The following is a 26,809-nucleotide window of genomic DNA, read 5'->3' as shown; positions in this document are numbered from 1 at the left end:
GGCTCCCCGGCTCAGAACTGCACGCGCTTGGTGTAGCCGCCGTCGATGACCAGGTTGCTGCCGGTGATGTAGGACGCCATCGGGCTGGACAGGAAGACCATCGAACGGGCGACGTCCTCGACCCTGCCGAAGCGGCCCATGGGCATCTCGGACAGGGTCTTCTCATACAGCTCCGGCATGGCTTCCCTGATCATCGACCAGTTGCCGCCGGGGTATTCCACCGGGCCGGGGGAGATCATGTTCACGCGTATGTTCTTCGGGGCCCACAGCTGCGAGAGCTGCTTGCCATAGGTGATGATCGCGGACTTGATGGCGTTGAACGCCTGCGGGTAGATGAAGGTTTCCACCGCCGCGGTGCTCGACATCAGGATCACCGAACCGCTGCCGCTGGCGGTCAGCGCTTCTTCCAGGGTCTGGCAGCCGGTGACGGCGCCCATCATGTCCAGGCGGAAGCTCATGTCCCAGTCCATGGTGCCCTGGGCGCCTGAGGAGCTGGCGTTGTGAATGAACACGTCGCAGCCTCCGAGGCGTTCCACCGCCGACTTCAGCCAGGCCTCGTAGGCGGCGCCGTCGTTCATGTCGAAGGCATCGCCGAAGGCGCGCACGCCCTTGGCTTCCAGCACCTTGACGGTGTCCGCCACGCGCGCGGCGTCACGGGAGAAGAAGGCGATGTCGCAGCCTTCGTCGGCGAACAGTTCCAGCGCGGCGCGACCGATGCCGCGGCTGCCGCCGTTGATGATGATTTTCTTGCCACGCAGTCCAAGATCCATTGTTTTTCTCCAGGTAGACGGGGCGGCCGGTGGCGCGCCCCTGGCAGTAGGGTTTCAGAATCAGTGGTGCGGATTCAGCGACGTTCCAGGCCGGCAGCCCAGTCCAGGCCGCGGCGCAACAGTTCGTGGTAGGTCGGATGGTCCCAGGCGCAGCGGTCCACCTGTGGCCAGTAGTCCATCAGCGGACGCAGGTCGTGGTGGCCGCGGCAGTGGCCGAGGGTCAGGTAGAGCAGCGCGCCCTGGCCGACCTCGCGCAGGTAGAGCACCGGGTGGCGCTCGCACAGCCACTGGTCGCGGACGAAACCGGGGGTCTCGCCCTCGAACTCGGTGTCCAGCAGCACCTGCACGTCGCCGGTCATGTCCATCAGGTACTGCTCGTCGACCACCTCGAACGGCTCGATGCCCTGCACCAGCGGGTGCAGCGGCTGCGCCACGTCGACGCGAAACCTGCCGATCGGCGGATGCGCGGCGAACTGCGAACCGAGGGTGTCCATGAAGTGCGGCGCCCAGTCCGGCGTGTCGACCCGGCCGTCCTCGAGGAAGGTCAGGATCGAGTTGGTGCCGTGCAGCGCGTACCAGCGTCCGCCGCGTTCCAGCCACTGGCGCAGGAACAGCTGCTGCTCCAGGTTGGGGATCACGTCGCAGGTGTAGCTGACCAGGAAGGTGGCCAGGCCGATCGCCTCGAGGTTGGAATAGTCCTCGAACACCCGCACGCGGATGCGCTGGTTTTCCCCCAGCAGCTTGAGCAGCTCCAGGCGGGCGAAGTCGATGTCGTGGTACTTGCCGGCCGCGACCAGCACGCAGTCGATGCGGCCCGGCTGATTATCGTTGTCGCGCATGCGCCCTCCTCAACCCTGCGCCTGGCGCGCCAGCGCCGCCGTCACCGCGGCGCCGACGTCGGCGCCACTGGGGTTGCCGCGCAGCAGCAGGCCGCCGTTGATCTGCAGGTTCTCGCCGGTCATGAAGCATTCGTCGCCGGCCAGCCACACCGCCGCATTGGCGATGTCGGCCTTGCTGCCGAGGCGGCCCAGCGGGTAGCGCGCGGTGAAGCATTCGGCGACGCCCGGCGTCGCCATCGCCTCGGCGGTCATCGGCGTCTCGGTGAGGCCGGGCGAGATGGAGTTGGCGCGGATGCCACGGGCGCCGAACTCGTTGGCGATGCAGCGCACCACGTCGTCGATGCCGCCCTTGCTGCCGATATAGGCGGCGTAATTCTCGATCAGCGCACGGGTGGTGGCGGAGCTGATCTGGATGATCGAGCCGCCGCCCTGCATCGCTTCGATGACGCTCTGGAAGAACAGGAACGGTCCCTTGAACTGCAGGGCGAGCATGCGATCCAGATCGTCCTCGGTGGTTTCCAGGAAGCCCTTGGAGAGCCCCAGCCCGGCGGCATTCACCGCCACGTCAAGGCGACCGCCCCACTCCAGCACGTGCGCCATCAGCGCCTGCAGGTCAACCTTGCGGGTGATGTCGCAGGTGCAGGCCGAGCCACCGATCTCGTCGGCCAGGCGGCGCAGCTCGCTCTCGTTGCGGCCGGACACCACGACCCTGGCGCCCTCGGCGGCGAAGCGCCGGGCGATTTCCTGGCCCATGTTGTCGCGCCCGCCGGCGCCCAGGATCAGGGCGACCTTGTCTTGCAGTCGATTCATCAGAAGGCTCCCTCTGCGTTGGTGATGTTGCGCGGCGCGTCGGCGGCCTCCTGGCGGCGGGACTGGCCCTGCAGCAGGAAGTGCGACAGCGCCGGTACGAGAATCAGCGCGCCGAGCATGTTCCAGGCGAACATGAAGGTGAGCAGGATGCCCATGTCGGCCTGGAACTTGATGGGCGACCAGGCCCAGGTGATGACGCCCGCGGCCAGCGTGACGCCCACCAGCGCGACGACCTTGCCGGTGGTCGCCAGCGCCTTGCGGTAGGCTTCGGCGACGCTCATGCCGCTGCGCTGGAAGGCGAGCTGGATGCTCAGCAGGTAGATCGCATAGTCGATGCCGATGCCGACACCCAGTGCCACCACCGGCAGGGTGGCGACCTTCACGCCGATGCCGAGGTAGACCATCAGCGCTTCGGCGAGGATCGAGGTGAGCACCAGCGGCAGCAGCGCGACGATCACCGCGCGCCAGCTGCGGAAGGTGATCAGGCACAGCAGCGCCACGGCGGCGTAGACGTACAGCAGCATTTCGCGGTTGGCCTGCTTGACCACGATATTGGTGGCCGCGTCGACGCCCGCATTGCCCGCGGCCAGCAGGAACTCGCGGCCCTCGGTGTTGTGCTGGTCGGCGAAGTCCTGCGCGGCGGCGACCACCTTGTCCAGGGTGTCGGCCTTGTGGTCGGCGAGGTAGGCCACCACCGGCGTCAGGGTGCAGCGGGTGTTGAGGAACTCGGAGTTCCACGACACGGCGTTGCCGATCTGCGCGTCGATGATTCCCTGGTTGTCGCTGATGGTCGACCACTTCGGGTTGCCCTCGAACATCCCCGCCGTGTAGGTGCGCACGGTGTCCGCCAGCGAGGCGGTGCGCTGCACGCCCGGCACCTGCGCCAGGCGCCAGCCGAGGCGGTCGACTTCGGTCAGGGTTTCGTAGGAGCGGCAACCGTCGTCACTGGTCTTCACCATCACCGCGAACACGTCGCTGGAGATGCTGTAGTGCGAGGTGATGAAGGCGTTGTCGAGGTTGTAGCGCGAATCCGCCCGCAGCTCCGGCGCGCCGGCATCGAGGTCGCCGACCTGCAGCCGCTGCGCGGTGACGAAACCCCAGCAGCCCAGCACCAGAGAAACCAGCAGCGCACCGATGGCCCACGGACGCGAGGTGAAGTGCTCCAGCGTCTTCCACACCGGACCGGCCTCGGCGCTGTCCGCCTGCAGGCTGCGCTGGGCGGCCTTCGGCGACACGCCGATGAAGGACAGCAGCACCGGGATCAGGATCAGGTTGGTGAAGATCAGCACGCCGACGCCGATGCTGGCGGTCAGCGCCAGTTCGCGGATCACCGGGATGTCGATGATCGCCAGCACGGCGAAGCCGACCACGTCCGCCAGCAGCGCGGTGATCCCGGCCAGGAACAGGCGGCGGAAGGTGTAGCGCGCCGCCACCAGGCGATGGGTGCCGCGGCCGATGTCCTGCATGATGCCGTTCATCTTCTGCGCGCCATGGCTGACGCCGATGGCCACCACGAGGAACGGCACGAGCATGGAGAACGGGTCGAGGTTGTAGCCGAGCAGCGCGACCAGCCCGAGCTGCCACACCACCGCGGTGATCGAACAGCTCAGCACCAGCAGCGTGCTGCGGATGCAGCGGGTGTAGGAGTAGATGATCGCCACCGCGATGATCACCGCGGCGATGAAGAACAGCATGACCTTTTCCAGGCCGGCGATCAGGTCGCCGATCAGCTTGGCGAAGCCGATGACGTAGATGTTGACCTTGGCATCCGGACCCGTGGTGTGGCGCTGGCGGATTTCCTCGATGGAGCGCGACAGCGCCTGGTAGTCCACCGCATTGCCTTCGGCGTCGCGCGCCATCAGCGGGACGATGATCATGCTGGAGCGGTAGTCGCGGGCGACCAGGCTGCCCACGGCATCGGCGCGGCCGATGTTGATCCGCAAGTTCTCGATGGAGCGCGGCGAGCCGTCGTAGTCGTTGGGCAATACCGGACCGCCGGTGAAGCCTTCCTCGGTCACTTCGGTCCAGCGCACCACCGGGGTGAAGATCGACTTCATCCACGGGCGGTCGACGCCGGGCAGGATGAAGATCTCGTCGTTGATCTTCGCCAGTTCGGCCAGGTACTCGGCGTTGAAGATGTCGCCGTCGCGCGCTTCCACCACGATGCGGATGGACTCGCCCAGCCCGCGCAGCTCGGCGCGGTTGTCGAGGAAGTTCTTGATGTACGGATGGCTGTGCGGCAGCGTCTTCTCGTAGCTGGCGGCGATGGTCAGGCTGCGCATCTGCAGGGCGAGGAACACGGTGACCAGCAGGCAACCGAGAATGATCAGCCAGCGGTTGTTGAAGATCAGGCGTTCGAGCATGTTGCCCGAGCGCGCGTCGAAGTCCTTGAGGTCGCGGATGACCTCGTTGTCCGACGGCTTAGCGATCGCGACCATCATTCACCCCCTGCAAAGCCGAAATCCGTTCAGCAGCGACGTTCAGCGCTGCGCTCTTGCCCACCGTCTGCTGGGCTATCCCGCTCAGCTCCTCGTGGCGCACGCCGGCCGCGCCAACCAGCGTCAGCTGCCCATCGGGACGCGCCAGCAGGCCGAACAGCGGCATGGTCCTCTTCAGGTTGACGCCGTCGAAACTGGCGCCGCCGTCGGTGCTCAGCACCATCTCGCCGGACAGGCTGCCGAGCAGCAGCTCATCGCCCTGGAGGAACATGCCGGAGGTGATGCCGGCCGAGGTGCCGGACTGCGCCTGCTGCCAGTGCGCGCCGGCATCGATGCTGCGGAACACGCTGCCGCGCATGCCGAAGGCCACCAGTACGCGGCCGTTGCTGACGCTGCCGAACAGGGTGCCGGTGTAGCCGGTGGGGATCGCGGCGAAGTGCTGTTCACCCTTGCCCATGCGCCAGACCATCCCCTGCTCGCCAGTGATGTAGAGGGCCTGGGAGTCGGCGCTCATCGAGTAGAAGTGCAGCTCGTCGGGGTTCTCGATGCGGTGCTCCCAGGGTTCCCAGGTCTTGCCGCCATCGGAGGTGCGCAGGATGCGGTTGAACAGACCGACGACGAAGCCGTTGCTGGCGTCGAGGAAGTGCACCGCCATCAGCGCCTGGGTGCCGCCGTAACTGAGCAGGTTGTTCTCGCGGTCGATGAACAGCTGCGCGTTTTCCACTGCGCCGCCGCGCTGCGGGTCGGCGTAGTAGTCGAGGACCAGCTGCGAGGTCTGCTGGCCATCCAGCTGCAGCTCCCAGCTATCGCCGCCATCCCGGCTGTGCAGGACCACGCCGCCGTGGCCGACAGCCCAGCCGTTCTTGCCGTCGGCGAAGGACACCGCCACCAGGTCGTTGCTCACCGGCACCATGGCCTGGCGCCAGCTCCTGCCGCCATCCTCGGATACGGCGATATGCCCGCGCTGCCCCACCGCGATGGTCCGCGCGCCCGCCGAAGTCACCGCGGTGAGCGGGCTCATCAGCATCTTTTCGCTCATTGCCGCCGGCACCCGGGTGGGGCTCTCGAAGCCCTCGCCATAGCCGGTGACCAGCAGCACGGCGGTCAACAGCACTGCCTTGCAGGCACTCTTGTCCAGGATTTGCATGAAGTAACTCCTTGCGCGGCCAGCCTTGCGGCCAGCCAGAGTCCAGGGTCGCAGGCCGCCCGGACGCAGGTCGCGGGCGGCCTCGGGGCATCCGTCAGCGGATGCCGCCGGCGCTCATCGCCTGGGCCGAGAAGGTGGTCAACGGAACCGGCTCGGCCGTGTACCAGCCGGTCTTGCCGCTGGAGTACGCCTGCCGTACGTAGGCGCCGCTGGCCAGGTCGTACACCGCGAACTGGCCGCTGATGTGCCCTGCGGACTCGTACATCGGGAAGGATTCGGACTGCGACACGCGGTAGATCTTGCCGGTGCTGTCGTAGGCGTCGGACATGCCCACGCCCAGGTAGTCCTCATCCCAGTACAGGGTGCGGCGCGGATAGATGTGGCGCTTGCCCGGCTTCAGCTTGGCCTCGACGACCCACACCCGGTGCAGTTCCCAGCGCATGCAGTCCGGATTGACGAAGTTCTTCGTGTGCACTGTGGCGTGGCTGCACTTCTCCGGGTCCTGGATCCTGAACAGGTTGTAGGGGATGTACATTTCCTTCTTCCCTACGAGGGTGAAGTCGTAGCGGTCGAGGGAACCGAAGAACACCGAGGAGTCATCCACCGTGCCGATGCCGGCGCCGGTGGGCGACGGGGTGTCGTAGGCGACGTCCGGCGACAGCTTCACGCGGCGCTGGCCGACCACGTAGGACCAGGCGCGGCGCGAGCTGTTGAGCATGTCGATACCGTCCTGCAGCACCAGTTTCTCGCCCGCCTTGCGCGCCGGCGAGTTGTAGTCCGAGCGCAGCAGTTCGTTCAGCTCGTTGCCGGCGAGCTTCTCCTTGCGCTGCGGATCCCACAGCGGGTACTGGTTCCACTGCTTCCAGCCGGCGGTGTCGATCACCGTGCCGTTGGCGTCGACCACCGTGGTCATGAGGTCGTCGGCGCGGAATGCATGCCCCTCGTACTTGAGCACGCGGTTCCACATGACTTCCTGGCCGCTCTTCGGGATCGGGAACGGCGCGCCGGCCCAGCAGCCCTTCAGCTGCAGGCCATCGGTGCCCAGCTGGCAGTCGCTGGCGTTCTTCAGGCTGTTCTGCTGGTAGAACTCCGGATAGCGCGCGGTACGGTGGGTCGGGTAGACCTCGATGCGGAAATCCGGGTACCTGGAGAACAGCGCCTTGGTGCCTTCGGTCAGCTTCGCCGCGTGTTGCTGCATGTTCTTCGCGGTGATGGTCAGGACCGGCTTCTCGTCGGCGAACGGGTCCGGGCGGATGCCCGGCCTGCCCGGGTCGTAGCTGGCCGGCGGCTGGATGCCGCCGGTGTATTTCGGAATGGTGCCGTCGGCATTGCCGGCAATCTCGGCGCCCCAGGGAGTCAGGGTGGTGCCGAGTTGCTTGGCTTCTTCCGGCGACACGGCGGCCAGGCTGATGTTGGCGGCCGTCACACCGAATACCAGGGATGCCAAAGTCAGTACGTGGCGCATGGTTAACACCTCACAGCGAAATCAGAACGTGGTTTTCAGGGTCAGCGAGAGCCAGCCGCGATCGGCCAGGGTCCCGTTGCCGTTGGAAGCGAGGATCTGGTCGCTGCCCGGGGCCTTCACGTAGTCGCCGAAGTAGTCGTTGTAGGCGAGGTTGACCTTGTACTGGGAGTACACGTCCAGGCCGACGCCGACGCTCCAGGAGCCGGAGTTCTCGGCCGCGCCCAGCGGTGCCGGCGAGTTGCCCTGCAGGCCCACGCCATAGGTGATCGGCATGGTCATGTCGATGCCGGGGAACACCTGGTACCAGGTCGGGGTGAAGCTGAGGTTCACGCCCCAGGCATCCTTGGTCACGCAGCCGCCCTCGATGTCGAGGTTGCAGCCGTGGCCCTTCTGCGCGGCCTCGAACTGGGCCTTGGTGTCGTTGTTGACCTTGTCCAGGCGCGAGTAGGTGAGTTCGGCGCTCAGCGGAGCGGAGTCGAACACCGGCGTCTTGCCGATGTAGGCGATCATGTTGATCAGCGCGTGCCAGGTGTCGCCGCGGGCGTTACCGGCCAGGGCGGTGTCTTCCCGGCGGGAGATTTCCGCACCGGTCGAGATCGAGCCGAGCAGGTGGTTGTAGCTGATGCCGTAGAGTTTCACGTCCTCGGCATAGTCGTTGAACAGCACGCCGGTGACCGGATCGAACGCGACGTTGGGCATGCGGTCGTCGAACCGGCGGTAATAAAGGCCGACGTTGCCGTCCAGGGTTTCCGACTGGATCTGCATGTTGATGCCGAAGCTGCCCTTGTCGTCCGGCGTGCCGTTGCGCCCGCCATGCACGTCGCCGAGGTACGGCAGCCCGTTGACGACCTGCCCGCCCAGCAGGCTGACATCACTGGCGCCGAGGTAGGTGCCGCCGTCCGGCAGGCGGTGCGGGTCCCACTCCAGGTAGTAGTTGGCCGCCAGGCTGACCTTCTCGGTGAGTTGCGCGGATGCGGAGACCTGGCTCTGCGGCAGGAACAGTTCCTTGGCCTCGATGCCCGGCGTCGAGGTGGCCTTGCGCAGGTCCAGCGGGCCCTGGCCATAGGCGATGCTGTCGCCGAAGGTGAACAGCGACTCGCCCCAGTAGATGTTGTGGCGGCCGGCCTTGAGGTTCACCGGCACGCTGCCCAGGTCGAACCTGGTGAAGGCGAAAGCGTCGAGGATTTCGCCGGATTGCTTGTAATAGCGCTCGACGTCGTTGGTGAACTTGTTGTTCGGATAGGGCGTCTGGCCGACGGCAGGGTTGAACTTCACGTCGTTGTCGTATTCGGCGTCGTACCAGCCGGCCGCCGAGACGCGCACACCATGTTCTTCCTTGTAGACGACGTCCATTTCGGTCAGCACGTCGAAGCGGTTGGTGACCATGTCGTGCTTGTCATGGGACAGGGTCGAACTGCTGAAACCAGCGGAGTTCACCAGGTTGTGATCCTGGCCTTCCATGCGCCAGCCGGCGTTGTATTTGACGGTGTTGTCCCAACGCACGCTGACGTCCGGAATCCCCGTGTCGATGGTGAAGGCACTTGCAGGCACGGATGTCATGGCAACGGCAGCACCGCTCATGGCGCCAAGGATCACGGGTTTGCCGAACCTGATTTTCTTGTTCTTGTGCATCTGGTATCTCCGACTGATATCCATTCGATGGTTGATCACGAACCAATCACTACAAACGATCATGTTCGTTTTTTATTGTTGTATTTTTTAACTTCGCAACCTTTGGGATGCAGAAGCCAGGAGAAAAGGCTTCGCCCCCGGGAACGACGGGGCCTCTATGCGTTTCGGTGAGGAATTGGCATACCTGGCGCAACGTCGATGTCACGCCATGGGCGAATCGGATCAGGAGCGAGGGAGTAGGAAGCGCGGGAGGAATGACAGCCCGCCGTCTTCGGAAAGACAGCTTGCGGCAGGCTGGAGCACGGCACTTCATGAGCTTTGCAGATCATCGCGAGGCCTCTAGTTCTTATTGTTTCTTGCTCTTGGCGTCGTGTCGGGTCCAGGCACAAGAACAAACCGACAGGAACGTTTTTTATTAAGCTACACCGCAGCCCTTCCTCGCGCAAGCGTTCCTATGGAGAAAATTGGCGGGCCAGTACTGCCGGAACGCCTGGGTGATGTATGCCCCGTTCCACGCGGTTGCCAAATACGACTGCGAAGTGATTGGGGCAAGAGCTCGCCACGATCTTGGCCTGAGCTCGAACTCGACTTCCGCAAAAGCGCATCCCCCCGCCTCCGCGCTCCCCGCATCATGCAGGACGTCGTCTATCGTGAACCCTCGCCGCCCAAGCTCGGCCAGGGCGAGCCATCGCCTCTGGCGGACTGGGAAGAGAGCGTCGCGCCCGATCCGTCCCCGCTGTTCTGCTACTTCGCGGTGACCCTCAACGCCCACCGTATCTATTTCGACTGGCCCTGCTGATCGGCAAAGAGGGCAAGAGCTTCGAGTACATCCTCTATGGCCTGAATGCCGAGCGCAGATGGTCGACACCCCGTGCGAGTGCGTCCACCTGGCGCCGCTTCGGTCAGTCAACTCCCTCCATAGCCATCTCCGGACGGCTGGACACGGTCAATCGGCTTTTCGAAACACGGTCCACAAGATAAACCAGGCCGTGATAGTCGATGCCGCCATGCTGAGAAAGGCCTATCTCGCAGGTGCGGCTGGTTGAAATGCCCTCTGTGCAAATCTGTACTGCATCCTTCAGGCCACGCAGCGCGTGGGCGTTCAACTCAGGCTCAGTAAAGCCCTTGTCGCCAGCAAAGCCGCAGCAGTGAATACCCTCGGGGACGACAACCTTCGTCACACAACGTCGGACGATATCGATAAGTGCCTGCGCCTCGCCCAGATGCTGAGTGCTACAAGTGACGTGCACTGCCACGGACGTGTCCTGCGGCGTGATATCCAGACGCTCCAGCAAATGTTCGCGGATGAATTTCACTGGGTCGTAGATAGCCAGGCGACTGTCGGTCAAGCCTTGAACCAGGCGCAACGTGCAAGGACTGGTGTCGCAATAGATGGGGTCGAGGCCACCGCGGCTGGCTTTGAGCAGCGCGTCGAGCAACTCCCGGCGCTTGGCCTCGGCCTGCTCTGGATACCCCTTGGAGGCGAACGGCTGACCGCAGCACAGGTTGTCCAGCGCGTCTGGGAATACCACCTCATAGCCGGCCTTTTCCAGTAATGCCCGGGTCTTTTCGAACAGCGGCACTTGCTCGATATCGCCCCCCGCGGGCCCCATGGCGCGCGACACACAGGCGGCTATGTAGACCACACGCGGTGCATCTGTCGGTTGAGCCTGGCCTGGAAGATGTATTTTTACCGGTTGCGGCAATGTCGAGGTCCACTGCGGCAGGCGCTCACCAGAAATGCGGCGCAGCCCTGCACTCCATGCGGCCAGACGCGGCGCCCCGAGTAGACGACGAGCTGTGTCTGCGGCGGCCAGGGTCAGCCGGACACCTTTAAGCGCGGTGGAAAAGTGACCAGCCAGCCATCTGGCGGGACCGGCATTCGTGTTTTCTACGCCGCGCAGCTTGCGCACCAGGTCGCCGGTATTTATCCCCACTGGGCAGCGCTGGGCGCACAGGCCAGTCGCGGCGCAGGTCTCAACGCCGTAATAGTGGTAAAGCCGCTCCAGTTCGCGAGTATCGACGCCGGCGCGCTTCCTCGCCTGAATGTCGCGCCAAATCACGATGCGCTGGCGCGGCGTAAGTGTCAGCCCGTTGGACGGGCAGACCGGCTCGCAGAAGCCGCACTCGATGCACTTGTCGACGATCCCGTCGGCGGCCGGCAACGGCTTGAGGTTCTTCAGATGGATTTGTGGATCTTCGGAAAGCACCACATTGGGATTAAGGATACCGGTGGGATCGAGCAGCCTCTTGATTCGCCACATCAGCTGATAGGCCTCGGTGCCCCATTCCAGCTCGACGAAAGGAGCCATGTTGCGGCCGGTGCCGTGCTCCGCCTTCAGCGCTCCGCCAAACTCGACGGCAACAAGTTGTGCGACATCGCCCATGAAGGTCTCGTAGCGTGCGACCTGGGCGGGATCATCGAAGCCCTGGGTGAAGACGAAGTGCAGGTTGCCTTCCAGCGCGTGTCCGAAGAGGATCGCCTCGTCGTAGTGGTGCTTATCGAGTAGTTCGAGCAGACCGTTGACACCCTCAGCCAGGCGATCGACCGGGAAGGTGACATCCTCGATGATCACCGTGGTGCCAGTTTTCCTCACTGCGCCAACCGCCGGGAAGGTGTCCTTGCGGATGCGCCAGAGCTGGTTGTAGACCACCGGGTCTTCGCTGAAGTCGACCTGTTTCTCCACCGGGAAGCGGGCGATGGATGCGGTGATCTGCGCCAGTTGCTCGTGCAGCAGCGACTGGCTGGCGGCGCGGGATTCGACCAGCAGCGCGCAGGCGTTGGCGGACAGGCTTCTCACCCACTCCGGCATGCCCTGCATGTTCTCCACCGAGCGCAGGCTGCGGCGGTCGAGCAGTTCCACGGCGGACACCGGCTGCTGCTTGAGCACGGTCACCGCGGTGCAACAGGTCTCCACGTCGGGAAAGACGATCAGTGCGCTGGCCTTGTGCGGGTGGTCCGGCACCGTGTCGTAGGTCACCGCGCTGATGAAGCCGAGGGTGCCCTCGGAACCGACCATCAGATGGGTGAGGATGTCCAGCGGCTCGTCGTAGTCGACCAGTGCGTTCAAAGAGAAGCCTGTCGTGTTCTTCAGCCGGTATTTATGACGGATCTTCGCCGCCAGTTCCGGGTTGGCGCGGGTCTCGCGGCCCAGTTCGGCCAACTGAGCGAGCAGCGCGGCATGGCTCCGTTTGAACTCTGCGATACTGGCCGGGTCTTCGCTGTCGACTACCGTACCGTCAGCCAACACCAGTCGCAGGCCGGCCAATGTCTGATAGCTGTTTTGCGCGATACCACAGCACATGCCGCTGGAGTTGTTGGCGACTATACCGCCGATCTTCGCCGCATTGATCGAGGCCGGATCGGGGCCGATCTTGCGCTGGAAAGGCGCAAGCGCGGCATTGGCGTTGGCACCGATGACACCTGGCTGCAGACGGATCTGCGCTCCCTGGTCGCGGATGTCACGGCCGTTCCAGTGATCGCCAAGAACAATCAGTACCGAGTCACTGATAGCCTGGCCGGACAAGCTGGTACCGGCGGCGCGGAAAGTCACCGGCACTTTCTCCGCGTGGGCCAGTTTGAGCAACTGGACTACTTCTGCTTCGGACTCCACGCGTACCACTAGCTGGGGAATCATTCGATAGAAGCTCGCGTCGGTTCCGAAGGCCAGAGTCGACAGAGGATCGTCGAAGCGGCGTTCGGAGGGGATCAGACGCTCGATGGCGTGAAGAAAACTCTCAGGCAAGCTCACGGTGAACTCCGAATTACTAAAGTAGGAAACGTGGGGGTTTCAAGAAAGTGCCGCCGTTCCGACTCAACCCAGCGAAGCACTGTCGTCGAGGGCAGACTCGGCCAAACCGGAATTTGATTTGCAGATGTACGGGAGCAAGTCCCAGCCAATCGCTGCGAAATCGCAGGAGTGGAACAGACTTGAGCAAGGTGGTTTGTATGTATTCCCGGTCTTTGCCCGGCTCACATGAACACGGTTGAAAGTGAATCAGCGGCGCCTCTTGGCGCCACTGACATCCCACTTAGCGGGCGAGGATTGCAGGTTGGCTCCGTCTCATTTCGACAAGACGGACAAAGCGGTTTTTGCTCGCTTCAGGATTGACGAAAGCAAAACCGATGAAGCTGGTCACGACGCACAACAGGCCTGCCACCATGAATCCCTGGTCGTAACCCAGCGCAGGTGTTGCGGCACCCTGGATAAGCCCTCCCATCAACGCCGGAGCGAACAGTCCACCGGTGGTCGCGAGCGCGCTGTTGATGGACATCATCGAAGAGCGCTGGGCACCCGGCATGATCTCGGCGACGATCGTCGAGCTCAGCACGAAGGAGATTTGCGGCAGGTTGCAACCAATCGCCAGAAGGATGACCTTCAGCAACGGCTGTTGGACCAGATAGACAGCCGTGAGGATGAGTACTCCTCCGAGAAGAACCAGACAGGAGGTCAGACCGCCTCTTGCGTACTTAGAGGAGAATCCTTTTTTCATCAGCTTCTGAGAGATCCACGACCCACCGAGCACGATAGGGACGTTGAAGGCGGTAAACACCATGAACATCCAGCCGGCGTCTGTCGCGTCGTAGTTCATCACCTTGCGCATGTAGGACGGCACCCAGGTGAACATCACCGAGAAGATCCAGTAGGTGGTCCAGTACATCAACATGTTGGCCAGGAAGGTTCGGTCGGTGATCAGCAGCCTATATGGCAAACGCGGCACTTCGTCCTTTTCACGCTCCGCGCCGTTATCAACGACTTTCCCTTCGGCGCCGAAATAGGCCCATAGCGCCATCCAGACCAGACTGGCCACGCCGAGTACGAAGAACGCCGCGTGCCAGCTCCACTTCACGACCACAAAGGTCAGCAGCGGTCCGGAAATCAGCAAGCCAGCGGTGACACCTTGGAAGATCACTGCCGATGGCAGGTTGCGCTTGTCGTTGGGGAACCACTTGTAGCAAGCATGCAGGGCCAACGGATAAGCCGGCCCCTCCCCGGCTCCAAGCAAGATCCGCGAAAAGTAAAGCAGCGGTACCGAGGCCATGAAGGCCAGGGGGAATTGTGCAATCCCCCAGATTCCGGCACACACCAGCAATAACTTTTTCGATGATACCCGGTCGGCGACGAGGCCAAAGCCGATGGCTGATATCGAGAACAGCAGGAAGAAGCTACTGGCAATCAGGCCGAACTCAGAAGGCGAAAGCCCCAGGTCGGCCATCAGTGGAACGGCGACGATGCCAAGAATCGCCTTGTCCATGAAGTTAATGACCATGAATGCCGCAAGCAGGAGCGTGATGACCCATGCCTGCGTTTTGGTGTTTTTAAGTCGAGCCATATTTCACCCCAGAGGATATTTAAACCGTCGATCGCGAATGTGGAAGTCGGGTGCTATCGGCTGAAATCCGATGACTCTGGGGAAGGAAGCCAAACAGGTGGCCTGGGACAGGACGATGAGGCACGGCACGCGGGATGGAACGCATTCGTAGGCATGGTGTTCTCCTCGCTGGCGCATGGGCTCCAGCTGATTGTTGTTGTTTTATGCAACCGCACAAGAACTATATAGCACCATAGCTATGCTGTAAAACCTGTTTTGCGGACATGACTTGACCCCAGCCGGATCAAGGCTCCAAAGGCTGCGAAAGGGGCCGCGTCAGATGAAGATGTCGATGGCGGTACGAAGACGCGCGCCGTCAGGCTGTCTTGCCCGGCGCTACGCGGAGAGGATTGAGCTACTGGCGACCTGCTTGGTGCTCGCAGGCGGGTGCGCGCTGAGGGACAGCGCAGGCGGACTGAAGGCCTGCTTTATGAAAGCAGGCCACTGGCTGAGGAAAGACTCAGCGATGCTCACGACTCCAGGTTGGCCTCCAGGCGCAACCGATAGCTATTGGGGGGGATAAACGCCTCTTGGAAATAGATCGGCTGTGCACTGTGGCTCATGGCATGGAATTCGAGCACGACTCCAACCGTCCCTTCATCAAGCTCCAACTGACGGCACACCTCGTCAGGAAACTGCTCTACGCGCAACTTCTGAATCAGCTCATGGATGCGGACGTTATAGCGGTCATAAAGCAGCGCTTTGAAGTTTGCCCCAGCAAAATCAAGCATTTCGGGCTCGGCAAACGCAGGGAAACGATCACCGTCGATGAAGAAGTGGCTGAAACAGCGGAACCCTTCGCCCACCGTAAAAACCCTATCGACCTTGACGACGCTACGCACACCCGCACCCAGCTTGTCCGCCCATAGCTGGCCATCCAACCCGCTCTCCTGCCCCACCACCGCAGCATAGATGGGGAAGATGTTTCCTTCGTCGTCCTCGAAGCGCAGGTGCATCGGCGACAACATTGGCACCGCCCGTTCAGCTACGAACGTGCCATGCCCGTGGCGGCGCACGATCGTTTTGGAAGCAACCAGATCCCGCAGTGCTTTCTGCACCGTTCCCAAACTGAAAGGCGTGATGGAGGCCAGGGTGGACTCATTGGGCAACTGCATGCCGGGCCCCCAGTAGCCATCGTTGATTGCTGCCAGCAAGGCCTCCCGCAATTGCACGTATTTGGGCAACCCCATTACGCCATGTGGCCGGTAGCGGTCGTAAAAATCGATCGCCTCTCGTTCCGACATTCCTCGTCCTCCCAAACAACGCATTGACTAAAGCTATATAGCTTTATATCGTATCATGACTACCTCCTGGCGCCCAGCGGAGTGCACCCGCCTCGCAGACACCGAGGGTCCCCCTGTTCCGGATAGATCAGACCGCACAGTCAGACGTGTCGAACATGCTTGGCCCTCACCCTAATCAGGATGCTCCATGGAACTCAGCGCAATCATCATAATTCTTCTCGCCGTGGCCATCGGTAGCTATCTGCAGGCATTCACCGGTTTCGCTCTGGGTATCGTCGTATTAGCCATCGCGGTCCTCACCCAGGCCACCTCCATGGCGATAGCGGCGACCACCATTACCATCGTCGCCGTACCTGGAATTGGTATCGCGCTGGCACGCCACTGGCAGCATGTCGATCGAGTTTCGTTCTTCAAGAGCCTCCTGGGTCTGCTTCCTGGCACGCTCCTGGGATTGTGGCTGCTGGGCGAACTGGAAGAAAAAAATACCGCCTTGCTGCAACTGTTGCTGGGGGGACTGATCGTGGTGGGCGGAATCGCCCTTTTCATCAAGCCGCGTCCCAGCCACACGCGTTCGAACTCCGCCAGCTTCGTCATGATGGGCGTTTTGGGCGGACTGATGGGGGGCATGTTCAGCATTCCCGGCCCTCCCTTGATCTACCACTACTATCGCCAGCCCATTTCCATCCAGGCAATCCGCACAAGCCTGCTCGCGTTGTCCCTGGCCATGTCCCTGGTCCGCCTGATCATGCAGACCCTGCACGGCGAACTGGATACCGAAGTGATGTCGCTCGGTCTCCTGTCGATCCCTGCCGCCATGCTGGCCAGCTGGCTTTACGTTCGGTTTCCACCGCGACTCTCAGACCTCGCCATGCGCCGCGGCGCCTTTGCGCTCTTCGTTGTGATGGGCGGCTTCATTTCGGCCACGGCAATTGCACCCGAGCCTGGCAACGGCTCGCCCACGCCTGTTTCTGCCATCTACCCGAGCAAAACCCTTTCCGCCGTACCACCAAAACCCAAGCCTTTGCCTTGAGCTTGCCCACGTCTGCCCTAGAGATAAAAACAATGATTGATCTACGGTTACGTCCACTGCCTTTCTCCCTGATCGGCCTGTCGAGTCTCGCCCTGAGCGGTAACGTCTCAGCCGCCTTTATCGAAAACAGCACAGCCAGTCTGGAACTGCGAAACTTCTACATGAACCGTGATTACCGCCAGACCGGAGGCGGTGAGCCGCAGAACGAATGGAGCCAAGGTTTTTTGCTACGTTTCGAGTCCGGCTACACCGCCACACCCATTGGAGTGGGCCTGGACGCTTACGGCGCCCTGGGGATCAAGCTGGACTCCGCCCGTGGACGCAGCGGCGATAACGGCACGCTTCCGCAAAGCACAGACGGTACTCCGGCCGATGATTTCAGCGAGCTGCGCGGTACCGCAAAGTTCAAGCTGTCGAATAGCGTGCTGCGTATAGGCAGCATGTTCCCCACCCTGCCCGTACTGACTTACAACTATGGGCGCCTATTGCCTTCCAGCTACAGCGGCGGGTTGCTCACCTCCCAGGAGATCGACGGGCTGACGCTCAACGTCGGGCGTTTTACCCATTCGGATCAACGCAACTCCAGCAGCAACGATCGCATAACCTATTACCGTGGCGGCGTGGAAAGCGATCATCTGGATGTTGCCGGCGGCAGTTACAACCTCGACGAAAACCTTACCGCCAGTTACTACTATGGCGGACTGGCAGACATCTATAGCCAGCACTTCGTCGGCCTCGTTCATACCTGGCCGCTGAGCAAGCAAATGCGTCTGCGTACCGACCTGCGCTATTTCAAGAGCCGCGACGATGGCAGCGCCAAGATGGGCCGTTTCGACAACGACAACCTCAACGGCATGGTCAGCCTGAGCGTGGGCGGTCATCGGTTCAGCGGCGCATACCAGAAGATTTCCGGTGATGGTGAATTTCCTTTCGTTGGCCAGGATCCCTTCGTGGTCAACCTGTCGTTCTATGGAACATTCACCAAGGAAGATATGAAGTCCTGGCAATTGCGCTATGACTATGACTTTGCCGCTCTCGGTATTCCCGGACTGACCTTCACCACACGCTACGTCAATGGCCAGGACGCCCTGGTCAATGGACGAGAACAGGGTAAGGAGTGGGAGCGCGACAGCGAACTGTTTTACACCGTGCAGAGCGGCCCGCTGAAAAATGCGTATATACAGATGCGTAACATCACGTTTCGCTCCAGTGACGGGCTGACCCGTGACGTAGACGAAAACCGCGTGATCATCGGCTACAAGCTGGCATTCTGGTAAAAGGAAAGGGGGCGGTGCTTTGGCAACCGCCCCCTCGACTTTCGGTAAACGGACCGAACATGCTGTCCGGCCATTGTTCATTCAGATACGAACAGCGGCCCAGATGGACAGTGCCGCCATCGTGGTGACGCCCAGCCCCACCAGCAATACGGACGATAGCGCTGGAGCCAGTCGGTTATTCCGGATACCGGCAGCCCCGGCGCGATAACGCAACCGCAGCGCCACCCAGACGAATACTCCGAGCAGTAAGCAGGCCATCGCCAATCCGGCACCCAACCAGCCCTGGGAGTGCATCCAGCGCAGGAAGAAGCACGCCGTGACCACCAATGCCAACAGCGTTCTCCCCCATGCCAGAGAGGTACGCTCCGGTTGGAGACCGTCGTCTGAATGCAGAGGTGCGGCGCGCCCACTGTTGCGGCCCGACATGCCGTCAGGCCTGGCGGAAGATGAGGAAGCCGATCAGCACAAGCGTGACCAGCGTACCGCCCAGCGATAGCAGCGGCACCAGAGCTGGCAAGGGCAAAGGAGCCTTGTGGCGCAGTGCGCGTTCGACATTCAGCCAGCGAATGCTGGCCGACATGCTGATAAGCATGGCCAGCGCCAATAGCGAAATTGACAGCATTTTGCGCATTTCCGGGGCGAACAACTCCAGGTTCAACGCCTCTACGGCAATGCCCCCAGCGAGCAGCGCAAGCGAGGTACGGATCCATGCCAGGAAGGTGCGCTCGTTAGCCAGAGTGAAACGTGGGTCCGGCTCGCAGCCACCGGATAGCAGCAGCGACGAGAAGCGCCCGCGGGTTGCGGGTTGCGGGAGATCTTTCTGCTGCGCAGTCATGAATACCTGCCATTAATCGATGAGGCCGGAAGCCCCGACGGCATATGCCGCCGGGGCTCTGGCGATTCGGCTCAGACCGAGGCGTGATGTTTCTGGGCCGCAGACTGAGGAATTTGTTGCGTTTGGCGACCCTGCGGCCAGAGGGCATCTTCCTTGATCATGTCCGCAGCCTTTTCAGCAATCATCATCGCCGGGGCATTGGTGTTGCCGGAGACCAGGGTCGGCATGATCGAAGCGTCCACTACCCGCAGTCCTTCGATCCCATGCACGCGCAAGCGATCATCGACTACTGCATCAGGACCATGCCCCATCTTGCATGTGCCCACCGGGTGGAAGATCGAGGAGCCGTTGCGACGAACGAATGCGAGCATGTCCTCCTCGCTCTGCACCGAGGAGCCCGGGTTGTACTCGTCGGCGATATAACCGGCCATGGCCGGGGTCGCCGCCAGCTTGCGCGCCAACTTGAAGCCACGGACCATGGTCTGGCGATCCTCTTCAGTGGCGAGATAGTTAGGCTCAATCAGCGGTGCATCCTTGGGATTCTTCGAGCGAATGCGCAATTCACCACGGCTGGTTGGGCGCAGCTGGCACACCGACATGGTGAAACCCGGCCATTTGTGTGGCTTCCCGGCCGTCATGTCGGCGCTGAGCGTGCCAAAGTGGAACTGCACATCCGGTGTTGCTTCTTCAGGCCTCGTCCTGGCGAACATGCAGCCTTGCTGGATGCCCACCGCCAGCGGTCCTTTCCGGAAGAATGCCCACTTCATACCGATCAGCGCCTGCCCCCAGAGCGAACGCAACTGGTCATTGGTGGTAATGGGCTTGGTGCACTTGAACATGATGCGAATCTGGAGATGATCCTGCAGGTTGCGACCGACGCCAGGAAGCTCATGGACTACGTCGATTCCGTGCTGCTCCAGCACCTCGCGCGGACCGATGCCGGAGAGTTGCAGCAACTGCGGCGTCTGCAGAGCGCCTGCACATAGCAGCACCTCCTTGCGCGCCCGAGCGGTAACCGCGACGCCTGCCCGCTCGTAGGCCACGCCCACGGCACGCTTGCCCTGCATGATGACCTTGCAGACATGAGCGTCGGTTTCCACCACCAGGTTCTTCCGACCGCGATTTGGCTTCAGGTAGGCCTTGGCCGCCGAACAGCGCCATCCATTGCGAGTGGTCAGTTGAAAGTAGCCAACCCCCTCCTGTTTGGCACCGTTGAAATCATCGTTACGTGAGATGCCGATCTGCTCGGCGCCACGGATGAAGGCATCGACTAGTTCGTTAGGTTCGCGAAGATCGGAAACGCTCAACGGGCCGTTGCCGCCGTGATATTCGCTTTCCCCACGCTCATTGCATTCCATCTTCTTGAAGTAAGGCAGCACATGGCGCCAACCCCAGCCCTGGTTGCCCTGTTTTTCCCAGGCATCGTAATCCTCTGCCTGCCCGCGGATGTAGACGAGCCCGTTGATCGAACTGCAACCTCCAAGGGTTTTTCCACGCGGCCAGTAGATCGGTCGGTTGTCCAGCTCCGGCACCGGTTCGGTGTGAAACGACCAGTTGTATGTCGGGTTGAACATGGTCTTGCCGTAGCCAATCGGCAAATGGATCCAAAAGTGCCGGTCGCTGGGTCCGGCCTCCAGCAGCAACACACTGAACTTCTCGGTCTCGCTCAGGCGGGCCGCCAGCGCACAACCGGCAGAGCCGGCACCTACCACGATGTAGTCATATTCAGGTTGGTTCACCGTCGATCTCCCACTAGGCCGCGGATGCCGGCAAGGGAGCCGGCGAGGGTATCGCGGCTCCAAGACGCACGGTTGCGGCCGTCGCTATTGTTGTCAGGAGTGCTGAGCCTTAATTGAAGTCAACCGCTACGCCCGGTGGCGGCGAGTAGCCCAGGTCGCCTCGGGCGACAACCGCCTCGCGTCCGCCGTTAAGCGCCAGCAGCTGGGCCTGGCGCTTGCGCGCGCGGGCATCGACTTCGTGCGGATCGCAGATGCTCAGCAGCTTGGCGTGGTAGTCGGCCACCAGAGCCTCGTTGCCTGGCAGTTCAGCGAGGTTTATCAGCTCCTCTGGATCCTCGAGGAGATCGAATAGGTGCGGTTGGTAATCGACGTAGTAGACGTATTTGTAGCGATGGTCGCGAACCATGAAGGCACCGGTTGCCGACCCCATACCGTGGTATTCGGCAAAGGCCAGGCGGTCGTGGTTTTCCTGGTTGGCCAGCTCGAAAAGCGACTGTCCGGACAGCGAACGGTCCTCAGCTGTCGGCTCAACGCCAACCGCCTCGAGGATGGTCGGATAGACATCGATGTGGGTGACCGGCGTCTTCTTCTCAACGCCGGCCGGAATGCCTTCGCCGGAAATGATCAACGGCACACCCACCGCTTCTTCGAACATGGTCGACTTGCCCCACAGACCGCGGGTACCCAGATTGTCGCCATGATCGCTGGTATAGATGATCCGCGTATCATCGCCCAAACCGCAGTCGTTGAGGGTGGTGATGACCTTGCCGATGTTTTCGTCGAGGAAGCTGACCAGACCGTAGTAGCCGGCCAGGGCGCGACGCACCTTGTCTTCGCTGTCGAAGAAATCATCGTAGGCGAAGCTCGACGCGTAATCCCTGATATACGGATGATCCGGGCGTTCCGCCTTGTCGTAGAGCTTGGGCCACGGCAGATTGTCGTCCAGGTAGTACTTGTAGAAATGCTCCGGGGGCGCGGTCAACGGGAAATGCGGTGCAACGAACGAGACGAATAGCACCCAGGGTTGATCTTGATATTTGGGCGCCTCTTCGCGCAGCCAGGTCTGGGCCAGCGCCGCGATGTTGCGGTCGTAGAGGGTATAGGACGACTCGCCCGGCCCGGCCTGGCCAGCCATTTTCCAGGCACCGCCACGACGCGGCAGGTCCTCGCGCACCAGCCCCATCAGGTCGCCTTTGCCTTCGATGACGTGCATCGGCACAATTTCCTGGCTAAAGCCGTTGTCATCATCCACCGAGCGGAAATGCAGCTTGCCGATCGAAACGCAGCGCTGCCCGCTGCTGCGCACGCGGTGGTGCCAACTGGGTACCGAGCCGTCATACGGGTCGGCGTTGTCCCAAAAGCCCATCTGATGGATGTAGCGCCCGGTGGCGAACGTCGCTCGCGCCGGGATGCATACCGGTGAGTTGCAATAGGATGCAGTGAAGCGCGTACCGGAGGCGGCCAGCGCATCCAGGTTCGGTGTCTTGACGAAGTCGTTGCCGTAACAACCCAGTGCCTTGGGGTTGTGTTCATCGGACATGATGACGACCAGATTCTTTGGCTTTGTCATTTTGGTACTCCAGAATTCATTAGCTGACAGCCACACGCGGGATTCTTTTCAAAGGTCGAGGACCAGATTTGCGCTCTTGGCCCGGGAGCAGCAGATCAACAAGTGGTCCTTCTTTTCGTCCTCACTGAGGATGAAGTCGCGGTGGTCGACCTGCCCGTCGATATAGCGGGTCCGGCAAGTCCCACAGATGCCTGCCTCGCAAGAGGTTTCGCAGGCCACGCCGGCATCGCGCAGCACCTGGGCAATGCTCTTGTCCACGGGGACGGCAAAGCGCTGCCCGCTGCGAGACAAGGTCACCTCGAACTCGCCATCGTTCGTCGGTACCGACTTCGGTTGCACTGGTGCGGCGAAATGCTCGAAGTGCACTGTGCCTTTCGGCCAGTGCTCAGTGGCTGCCTTTACTCCGGCCATCAAGCCGGACGGGCCACAGCAGTACACATGGGTACCAGGCTCGTGATGCTGAAGCAGCTCACGGATATCCAGGCGTCGGGCAGCATCACCCCCGTCGTAATGGATCACGACACGCCTGCCGACAAGAGGTGCGAGACGTTCCTTGAACGCGGTGCGCTCGGGCGTCTCGCCACAGTAATAAAGGATGTAATCAGCGCCGCTGGTCTCGAAGTGTTCGAGCATCGCCATCATGGGCGTAACGCCGATGCCGCCGCCGATCAGCAGATGCCGTTCGGCTCGCTCGGCCAGCGGGAAGTTGTTGCGCGGCTCGGAAATCTGCAGCAGATCGCCGGCACGTACGTTTGTGTGCAAGCTTCGCGAACCACCGCGACTGTCCGGAACATTCAGCACACCGACCACATAGCGATGGCGCTCTTGCGGGCTGTTGCACAGCGAGTATTGGCGAATGAAGCCTCCGGGAAGGTGCAGGTCGATGTGCGCGCCTGCGGTAAAGGGAAGCAGTTCGCGGCCTGCCGGATCGACCAGTTCGAAGGTATTGATACCTGCAGCCTGGTTCTCGATGCACCGCACTTTGACTGTTTGCATGATGCGCCTCGGTCTTTCTTTTTGGCTGGCATTTCGGCGGGCCGGGCATGCAGGTGCATACCCGGTTCGTCCATCAACGCGACGCGAACTGACGGTCGTCGATCTCGTCGAGACGACAACGCACGAAGGCATCACGCTCGGCGGCAGGATAGGCATCCGCTTCCTTCATCACGCCGATGACCGTGCGGTTGATTTCCATCAACAACTCCTTGTCATCGCGCTGCGGATCCCGCGGGATGTAAAGAGTGGAATCCTGGCTGTACATCGCCAGCGGATCGTCGTTATTGAGATCGGGGCGGCCTATCGGCTTGCCCTGGGAAAGATTTTTCGCCTGATCGCGCAGCAGCTTGCGGCACAGGTACACGCCGATATCCGAACGCCCCGGGTGTTCCATCCCATGGATGGCGATGGGACGCTGGCTGACCAGAGCTTCCCAGTCACCCGGCGCGCGCTGGCCTTCCTCGTAAGTGCGGCTACCGGTCTGACCTTCGAGAAAATCGATCTTGTCCACGCCGCAATCTTCCTTGCAGCCCATGTGTTTCGGATCGACCTCGTCGTTGAAGTGCCGCCAGCCGAACAGGATGGTGTTGGTATCGTCGACCGGCACATGCCAGCGGCTCATCGCCACAGTGGAATGACGCTCCTCGGCGGCAGTGGGAACCAGTGAACCGATCTGGCACAGGTGAGGGAACGCCATCTCGGTGATGCGGATCCACACACGATCTTCTGCCACCCGACGCCCGGCGACGAAGGCTACGCCAGCGCCATTACGGGTCGGTTCCCAGTGCATGACCGGCATATCACCGAACCCTTCCAGGGAAACGCCGGCGGCCGTGGCAGCGTCGACGCTGTCAACGGTCATGTTGTTGTGCAGCACGGCGGTATGCATGTGGTCCATGATGTTCTCGAACACCTGCAGCCAGTTGCACGGGTAGATATTGGAGAAGGCCACCAGCTCAGTTCCTTCCGGCTGGGTGAAGGACTCGAATTCCGGGAACTTCGGTTTTTCATCCGGCGGCCCCATGTAGGCGAACACCAGGCCGCTGCGCTCAAACGCCGGATAGGCGCCCTGGCACACGCTTTCCTTCAGCTTGCTGCCCTCGGGCTCGCACGGGGTTTCCAGCAGGGTGCCGTCCACATCCCATTGCCAGCCGTGGTAGCAACAACGGATGCCGTTTTCCTGAATGATGCCGAACTCCAGCGACGCCCCACGGTGGGCGCAATGACGATGCAACACGCCGACACGACCACTGCGATCTCGGAAGGCGACCAGATCCTCGCCAAGGATGCGAATCGCTTTGGGCAGCTCACCCAACTCTTCTGACAGGCACACTGGATGCCAGAAGCGGCGCATGTACTCCCCCATCTCGGTGCCCGGCCCCACGCGGGTCAGCTCGGCGTCCTCGGTCGGGATCAGGTTGTAGTGGTAGCCACCGTAAGCAATGTTCTGGGCTTTACCATCTGCACGGCTCATGATTCGTTCCTCTTTTTGTTGGATTCAGCGCTGTTTGCTGGGCCTAAACAGAACTCGCCTGGCTGACAAAGCGGGTCTGCAAATAAGCATCGAGCCCTTCTGGGCCACCTTCGTGGCCGATACCGCTTTGTTTGGAGCCGCTGATCGGGGCATCCGCCAAAGCGGGAGTGAAGCTGTTGATCCCGATCCATCCGGCATCGAATGCCTCGGAAATCGCAGCCGCACGTTTGATCGAGTTCGTGAAGGCATATGCCGCCAGGCCGAAATCCACGCCATTGGCGCGACCCATTACTTCATCGAAGTCGCTGAACGGCATGATTGGCGCAACCGGGCAGAACGGTTCTTCGTGGAGAATCCGCGACTGGGGATCCAGATCGGTCAGCACTGTCGGCTGGAAGAAATAACCGCGGTCGAACAGGCGCTCTCCGCCGGCGGCAATCGTCGCGCCGCGCGCCTTGGCATCGGCAACCAGCCCTGCCGTAGCCTCCAGACGCCGGCCATTGGCCAAGGGCCCCATGCTCACACCCGGCTCGAGGCCGTTGCCGACATTGATCGCATTGGCGAACTCGACGAAATGGCGAACGAACTCTCCATACAGCCGCTCATGAACGAAGAAGCGGCTGGCGGATACGCATACCTGACCTGCATTGCGGAACTTGAAGCCCGCACAGGCTCGTGCCACCGCCCGAACGTCGACGTCGTCGAATACCACCACGGGCGAATGACCGCCCAACTCCATGGTCACCGGCTTGAGTTGTTGCGCTGCGAGAGTGCTGAGCAAACGACCAACCGGTACCGACCCGGTGAATGACACCTTGCGAGTGACGGGCGAGGCGATCAGTCGTTCGGAAATCTGGCTTGGCTCACCGAACAGCATGTTGATCACGCCATCGGGTACGCCCGCATCTACGAAGGCACGAATGATCCCGACACACACGCCGGGAGTTTCCTCGGCAGGCTTGAGAATCACAGAGCAACCGGCGGCCAGTGCCGCGGCCACTTTGCGCGCCACCAACACCGCCGGGAAGTTCCAGGGAGCGAAAGCTGCAACCGGACCGATAGGACGCTTGACTGTGGTTTGCAGCAGTTCCGATTGGCGGGGAGGCAGGAGGCGGCCATAGGCACGCTTGCCCTCTTCGGCACACCACTCAATGGTCTCCACCACCCGGTCGATCTCGCCCCTGGAATCGGCCAACGGTTTGCCGTTTTCCTGGGTCAGAACCAAAGCCAGCGCTTCGCGGCGTTCGCGAATCAGCGCGGCAGCGCGGTTCATCACGACCTGACGGTCCCAGGCCGAGGTATTGCGCCAGACTGCAAACCCCGCCAAGGACGAATTCAGCGCGTCCTCGATGTCTTGCTCTGTGGCCAACGGCAGCGCGGCCAACACTTCTTCGGTAGCCGGATTGACGACAGGGACAGTGCGGCGCCCTTCGCCGCTGCGCCATTGCCCGTCGATGAACAAACCTAGCTCTACGTCATACATGGATCTCTACTCCTACCGAGTGGACGGGCCTGTAGTTCTTGGCCGCTCAAAAACTATATAGCTATAAAACTACATACGTCAAATCTATGCGAAAGCTTTTATTGCTTCGGAGATGAAGCGGAACGAAACGGCGCATACCGGCAACCGTTCAGGAGAAAAGGGATTGGGGTGACAGGACGAGAAGGATCGGAAACCAAGCCCGCCCCAGACAGGGGCTGAAAGCGCATGAAGCAAGGCAGGGGCCGGTCAGCCTGGCACGTGCACCAGCATCTTCATTCGGTTGGCGCGCTTGTTGGTGCAGAGGTAGACACAGTGCGGCTGCGTCGCGCCAATCACCTGGGCGACCTGCGCCAGTGCCGTTTCGGTGTCAGTCCCATGCCCAGCGGCGCGGTGGCCAGCCAGATGAACTCGATACGGATCACTTCGGAAACGGGCACGGTCTTCGGGATTCTTGCCGGACCACAGGTTTCCAGCGCAATGGGGTGGTGATCGAGCCGCTCCACTTCCAAGCGCCGCCCACCGCCGGCCCGACTGAATAGCGCTCAGAACTAACAACTCGAAATTTCGAGAACTAATCCTTTGAGAAATCGGCTCTCGCACATTTGAGAAGCTTTAGTTTCACTCCTCGGGCCCACCGCGGCGGACACAATCACGCGGCCGGCGTCCACATCGGCCAGGGCCGACAAA

The 26,809-nt window shown here is 61.8% G+C and carries 19 protein-coding genes and 1 pseudogene; 3 read left to right on the top strand and 17 right to left on the bottom strand.

The window, feature by feature from the left end; all coding sequences use genetic code 11:
* Window positions 1–11: 11 nt before the first annotated feature.
* The 7 genes from BLR75_RS09235 to BLR75_RS09205 form a co-directional block, all read right to left on the bottom strand.
* The gene (locus BLR75_RS09235; RefSeq protein WP_084310552.1) at window positions 12–770 is read right to left on the bottom strand and encodes an SDR family NAD(P)-dependent oxidoreductase; all 759 of its coding nucleotides are present in this window, start codon (window positions 768–770) and stop codon (window positions 12–14) included.
* A 74-nt stretch (window positions 771–844) separates the two neighbouring features.
* Entirely contained in the window at window positions 845–1,609 is a 765-nt protein-coding gene (locus BLR75_RS09230; protein WP_084310553.1) for a ThuA domain-containing protein, read from the bottom strand.
* 9 nt (window positions 1,610–1,618) lie between these two features.
* Window positions 1,619–2,419 (bottom strand): SDR family NAD(P)-dependent oxidoreductase, encoded by an 801-nt coding sequence (locus BLR75_RS09225; protein WP_084310554.1) that lies wholly within the window; start codon window positions 2,417–2,419, stop codon window positions 1,619–1,621.
* The gene (locus tag BLR75_RS09220; protein WP_084310678.1) at window positions 2,419–4,857 is read right to left on the bottom strand and encodes an efflux RND transporter permease subunit; all 2,439 of its coding nucleotides are present in this window, start codon (window positions 4,855–4,857) and stop codon (window positions 2,419–2,421) included. The genes BLR75_RS09225 and BLR75_RS09220 overlap by 1 nt, the downstream gene beginning before the upstream one ends.
* A complete protein-coding gene (locus BLR75_RS09215) occupies window positions 4,841–6,004 on the bottom strand; it encodes a WD40/YVTN/BNR-like repeat-containing protein (RefSeq protein ID WP_084310555.1) in 1,164 nt (387 codons plus the stop codon). The genes BLR75_RS09220 and BLR75_RS09215 overlap by 17 nt, the downstream gene beginning before the upstream one ends.
* A gap of 94 nt (window positions 6,005–6,098) precedes the next feature.
* Window positions 6,099–7,469 carry a DUF1329 domain-containing protein gene (locus BLR75_RS09210; RefSeq protein WP_084310556.1) on the bottom strand — a complete coding sequence of 457 codons (1,371 nt, stop codon included), beginning with the start codon at window positions 7,467–7,469 and terminating at the stop codon, window positions 6,099–6,101.
* 21 nt (window positions 7,470–7,490) lie between these two features.
* The gene (locus BLR75_RS09205) at window positions 7,491–9,101 is read right to left on the bottom strand and encodes a DUF1302 domain-containing protein (RefSeq protein ID WP_217633598.1); all 1,611 of its coding nucleotides are present in this window, start codon (window positions 9,099–9,101) and stop codon (window positions 7,491–7,493) included.
* 637 nt (window positions 9,102–9,738) lie between these two features.
* Between BLR75_RS09205 and BLR75_RS09200 the strand changes: the two are divergent.
* Window positions 9,739–9,894 (top strand): annotated as a pseudogene (locus BLR75_RS09200) (FAS1-like dehydratase domain-containing protein); the annotation flags it as partial.
* Between the two features lie 109 nt (window positions 9,895–10,003).
* Here the strand turns inward: BLR75_RS09200 and BLR75_RS09195 are convergent.
* The 3 genes from BLR75_RS09195 to BLR75_RS09185 all read right to left on the bottom strand — a co-directional run bounded on the left by BLR75_RS09195 (window position 10,004) and on the right by BLR75_RS09185 (window position 15,718).
* Window positions 10,004–12,853, bottom strand: a complete 2,850-nt coding sequence (locus tag BLR75_RS09195; protein WP_084310558.1) for an FAD-binding and (Fe-S)-binding domain-containing protein — start codon at window positions 12,851–12,853, stop codon at window positions 10,004–10,006.
* 280 nt (window positions 12,854–13,133) lie between these two features.
* Window positions 13,134–14,435: an MFS transporter gene (locus tag BLR75_RS09190; RefSeq protein ID WP_084310559.1), complete on the bottom strand. Its 1,302-nt coding sequence runs from the start codon at window positions 14,433–14,435 to the stop codon at window positions 13,134–13,136.
* A gap of 509 nt (window positions 14,436–14,944) precedes the next feature.
* On the bottom strand, window positions 14,945–15,718 hold the full coding sequence (locus BLR75_RS09185) for a GntR family transcriptional regulator (protein ID WP_169720222.1): 774 nt from the start codon (window positions 15,716–15,718) through the stop codon (window positions 14,945–14,947).
* A gap of 187 nt (window positions 15,719–15,905) precedes the next feature.
* On the opposite strand from BLR75_RS09185, the gene BLR75_RS09180 reads away from it, so the two are divergent.
* The gene (locus tag BLR75_RS09180; RefSeq protein WP_084310561.1) at window positions 15,906–16,748 is read left to right on the top strand and encodes a TSUP family transporter; all 843 of its coding nucleotides are present in this window, start codon (window positions 15,906–15,908) and stop codon (window positions 16,746–16,748) included.
* Window positions 16,749–16,780: 32 nt separating this feature from the next.
* Entirely contained in the window at window positions 16,781–18,025 is a 1,245-nt protein-coding gene (locus tag BLR75_RS09175) for an OprD family porin (protein ID WP_084310562.1), read from the top strand.
* Window positions 18,026–18,106: 81 nt separating this feature from the next.
* Here the strand turns inward: BLR75_RS09175 and BLR75_RS09170 are convergent, their stop codons facing one another.
* The 7 genes from BLR75_RS09170 to BLR75_RS09140 form a co-directional block, all read right to left on the bottom strand.
* Window positions 18,107–18,451, bottom strand: coding sequence for a DUF202 domain-containing protein (locus BLR75_RS09170; RefSeq protein WP_084310563.1), 345 nt, complete (start codon window positions 18,449–18,451; stop codon window positions 18,107–18,109).
* Window positions 18,452–18,455: 4 nt separating this feature from the next.
* A complete protein-coding gene (locus BLR75_RS09165; RefSeq protein WP_084310564.1) occupies window positions 18,456–18,860 on the bottom strand; it encodes a YidH family protein in 405 nt (134 codons plus the stop codon).
* Window positions 18,861–18,931: 71 nt separating this feature from the next.
* Window positions 18,932–20,599, bottom strand: coding sequence for a GMC family oxidoreductase (locus tag BLR75_RS09160; RefSeq protein ID WP_084310565.1), 1,668 nt, complete (start codon window positions 20,597–20,599; stop codon window positions 18,932–18,934).
* Window positions 20,600–20,708: 109 nt separating this feature from the next.
* Window positions 20,709–22,169 (bottom strand): sulfatase family protein, encoded by a 1,461-nt coding sequence (locus BLR75_RS09155; protein ID WP_084310566.1) that lies wholly within the window; start codon window positions 22,167–22,169, stop codon window positions 20,709–20,711.
* A gap of 48 nt (window positions 22,170–22,217) precedes the next feature.
* Window positions 22,218–23,165, bottom strand: coding sequence for a PDR/VanB family oxidoreductase (locus tag BLR75_RS09150; protein ID WP_084310567.1), 948 nt, complete (start codon window positions 23,163–23,165; stop codon window positions 22,218–22,220).
* A gap of 73 nt (window positions 23,166–23,238) precedes the next feature.
* A complete protein-coding gene (locus BLR75_RS09145; RefSeq protein ID WP_084310568.1) occupies window positions 23,239–24,639 on the bottom strand; it encodes a Rieske 2Fe-2S domain-containing protein in 1,401 nt (466 codons plus the stop codon).
* A gap of 43 nt (window positions 24,640–24,682) precedes the next feature.
* On the bottom strand, window positions 24,683–26,122 hold the full coding sequence (locus BLR75_RS09140; protein WP_084310569.1) for an NAD-dependent succinate-semialdehyde dehydrogenase: 1,440 nt from the start codon (window positions 26,120–26,122) through the stop codon (window positions 24,683–24,685).
* Window positions 26,123–26,809: the final 687 nt, after the last annotated feature.

Source organism: Pseudomonas jinjuensis (genome assembly GCF_900103845.1).
GTDB classification, from domain to species: Bacteria; Pseudomonadota; Gammaproteobacteria; order Pseudomonadales; family Pseudomonadaceae; genus Pseudomonas; species Pseudomonas jinjuensis.
Note: the sequence above shows the minus strand (reverse complement) of the source record. Positions and strands in the feature narration are given on the sequence as shown.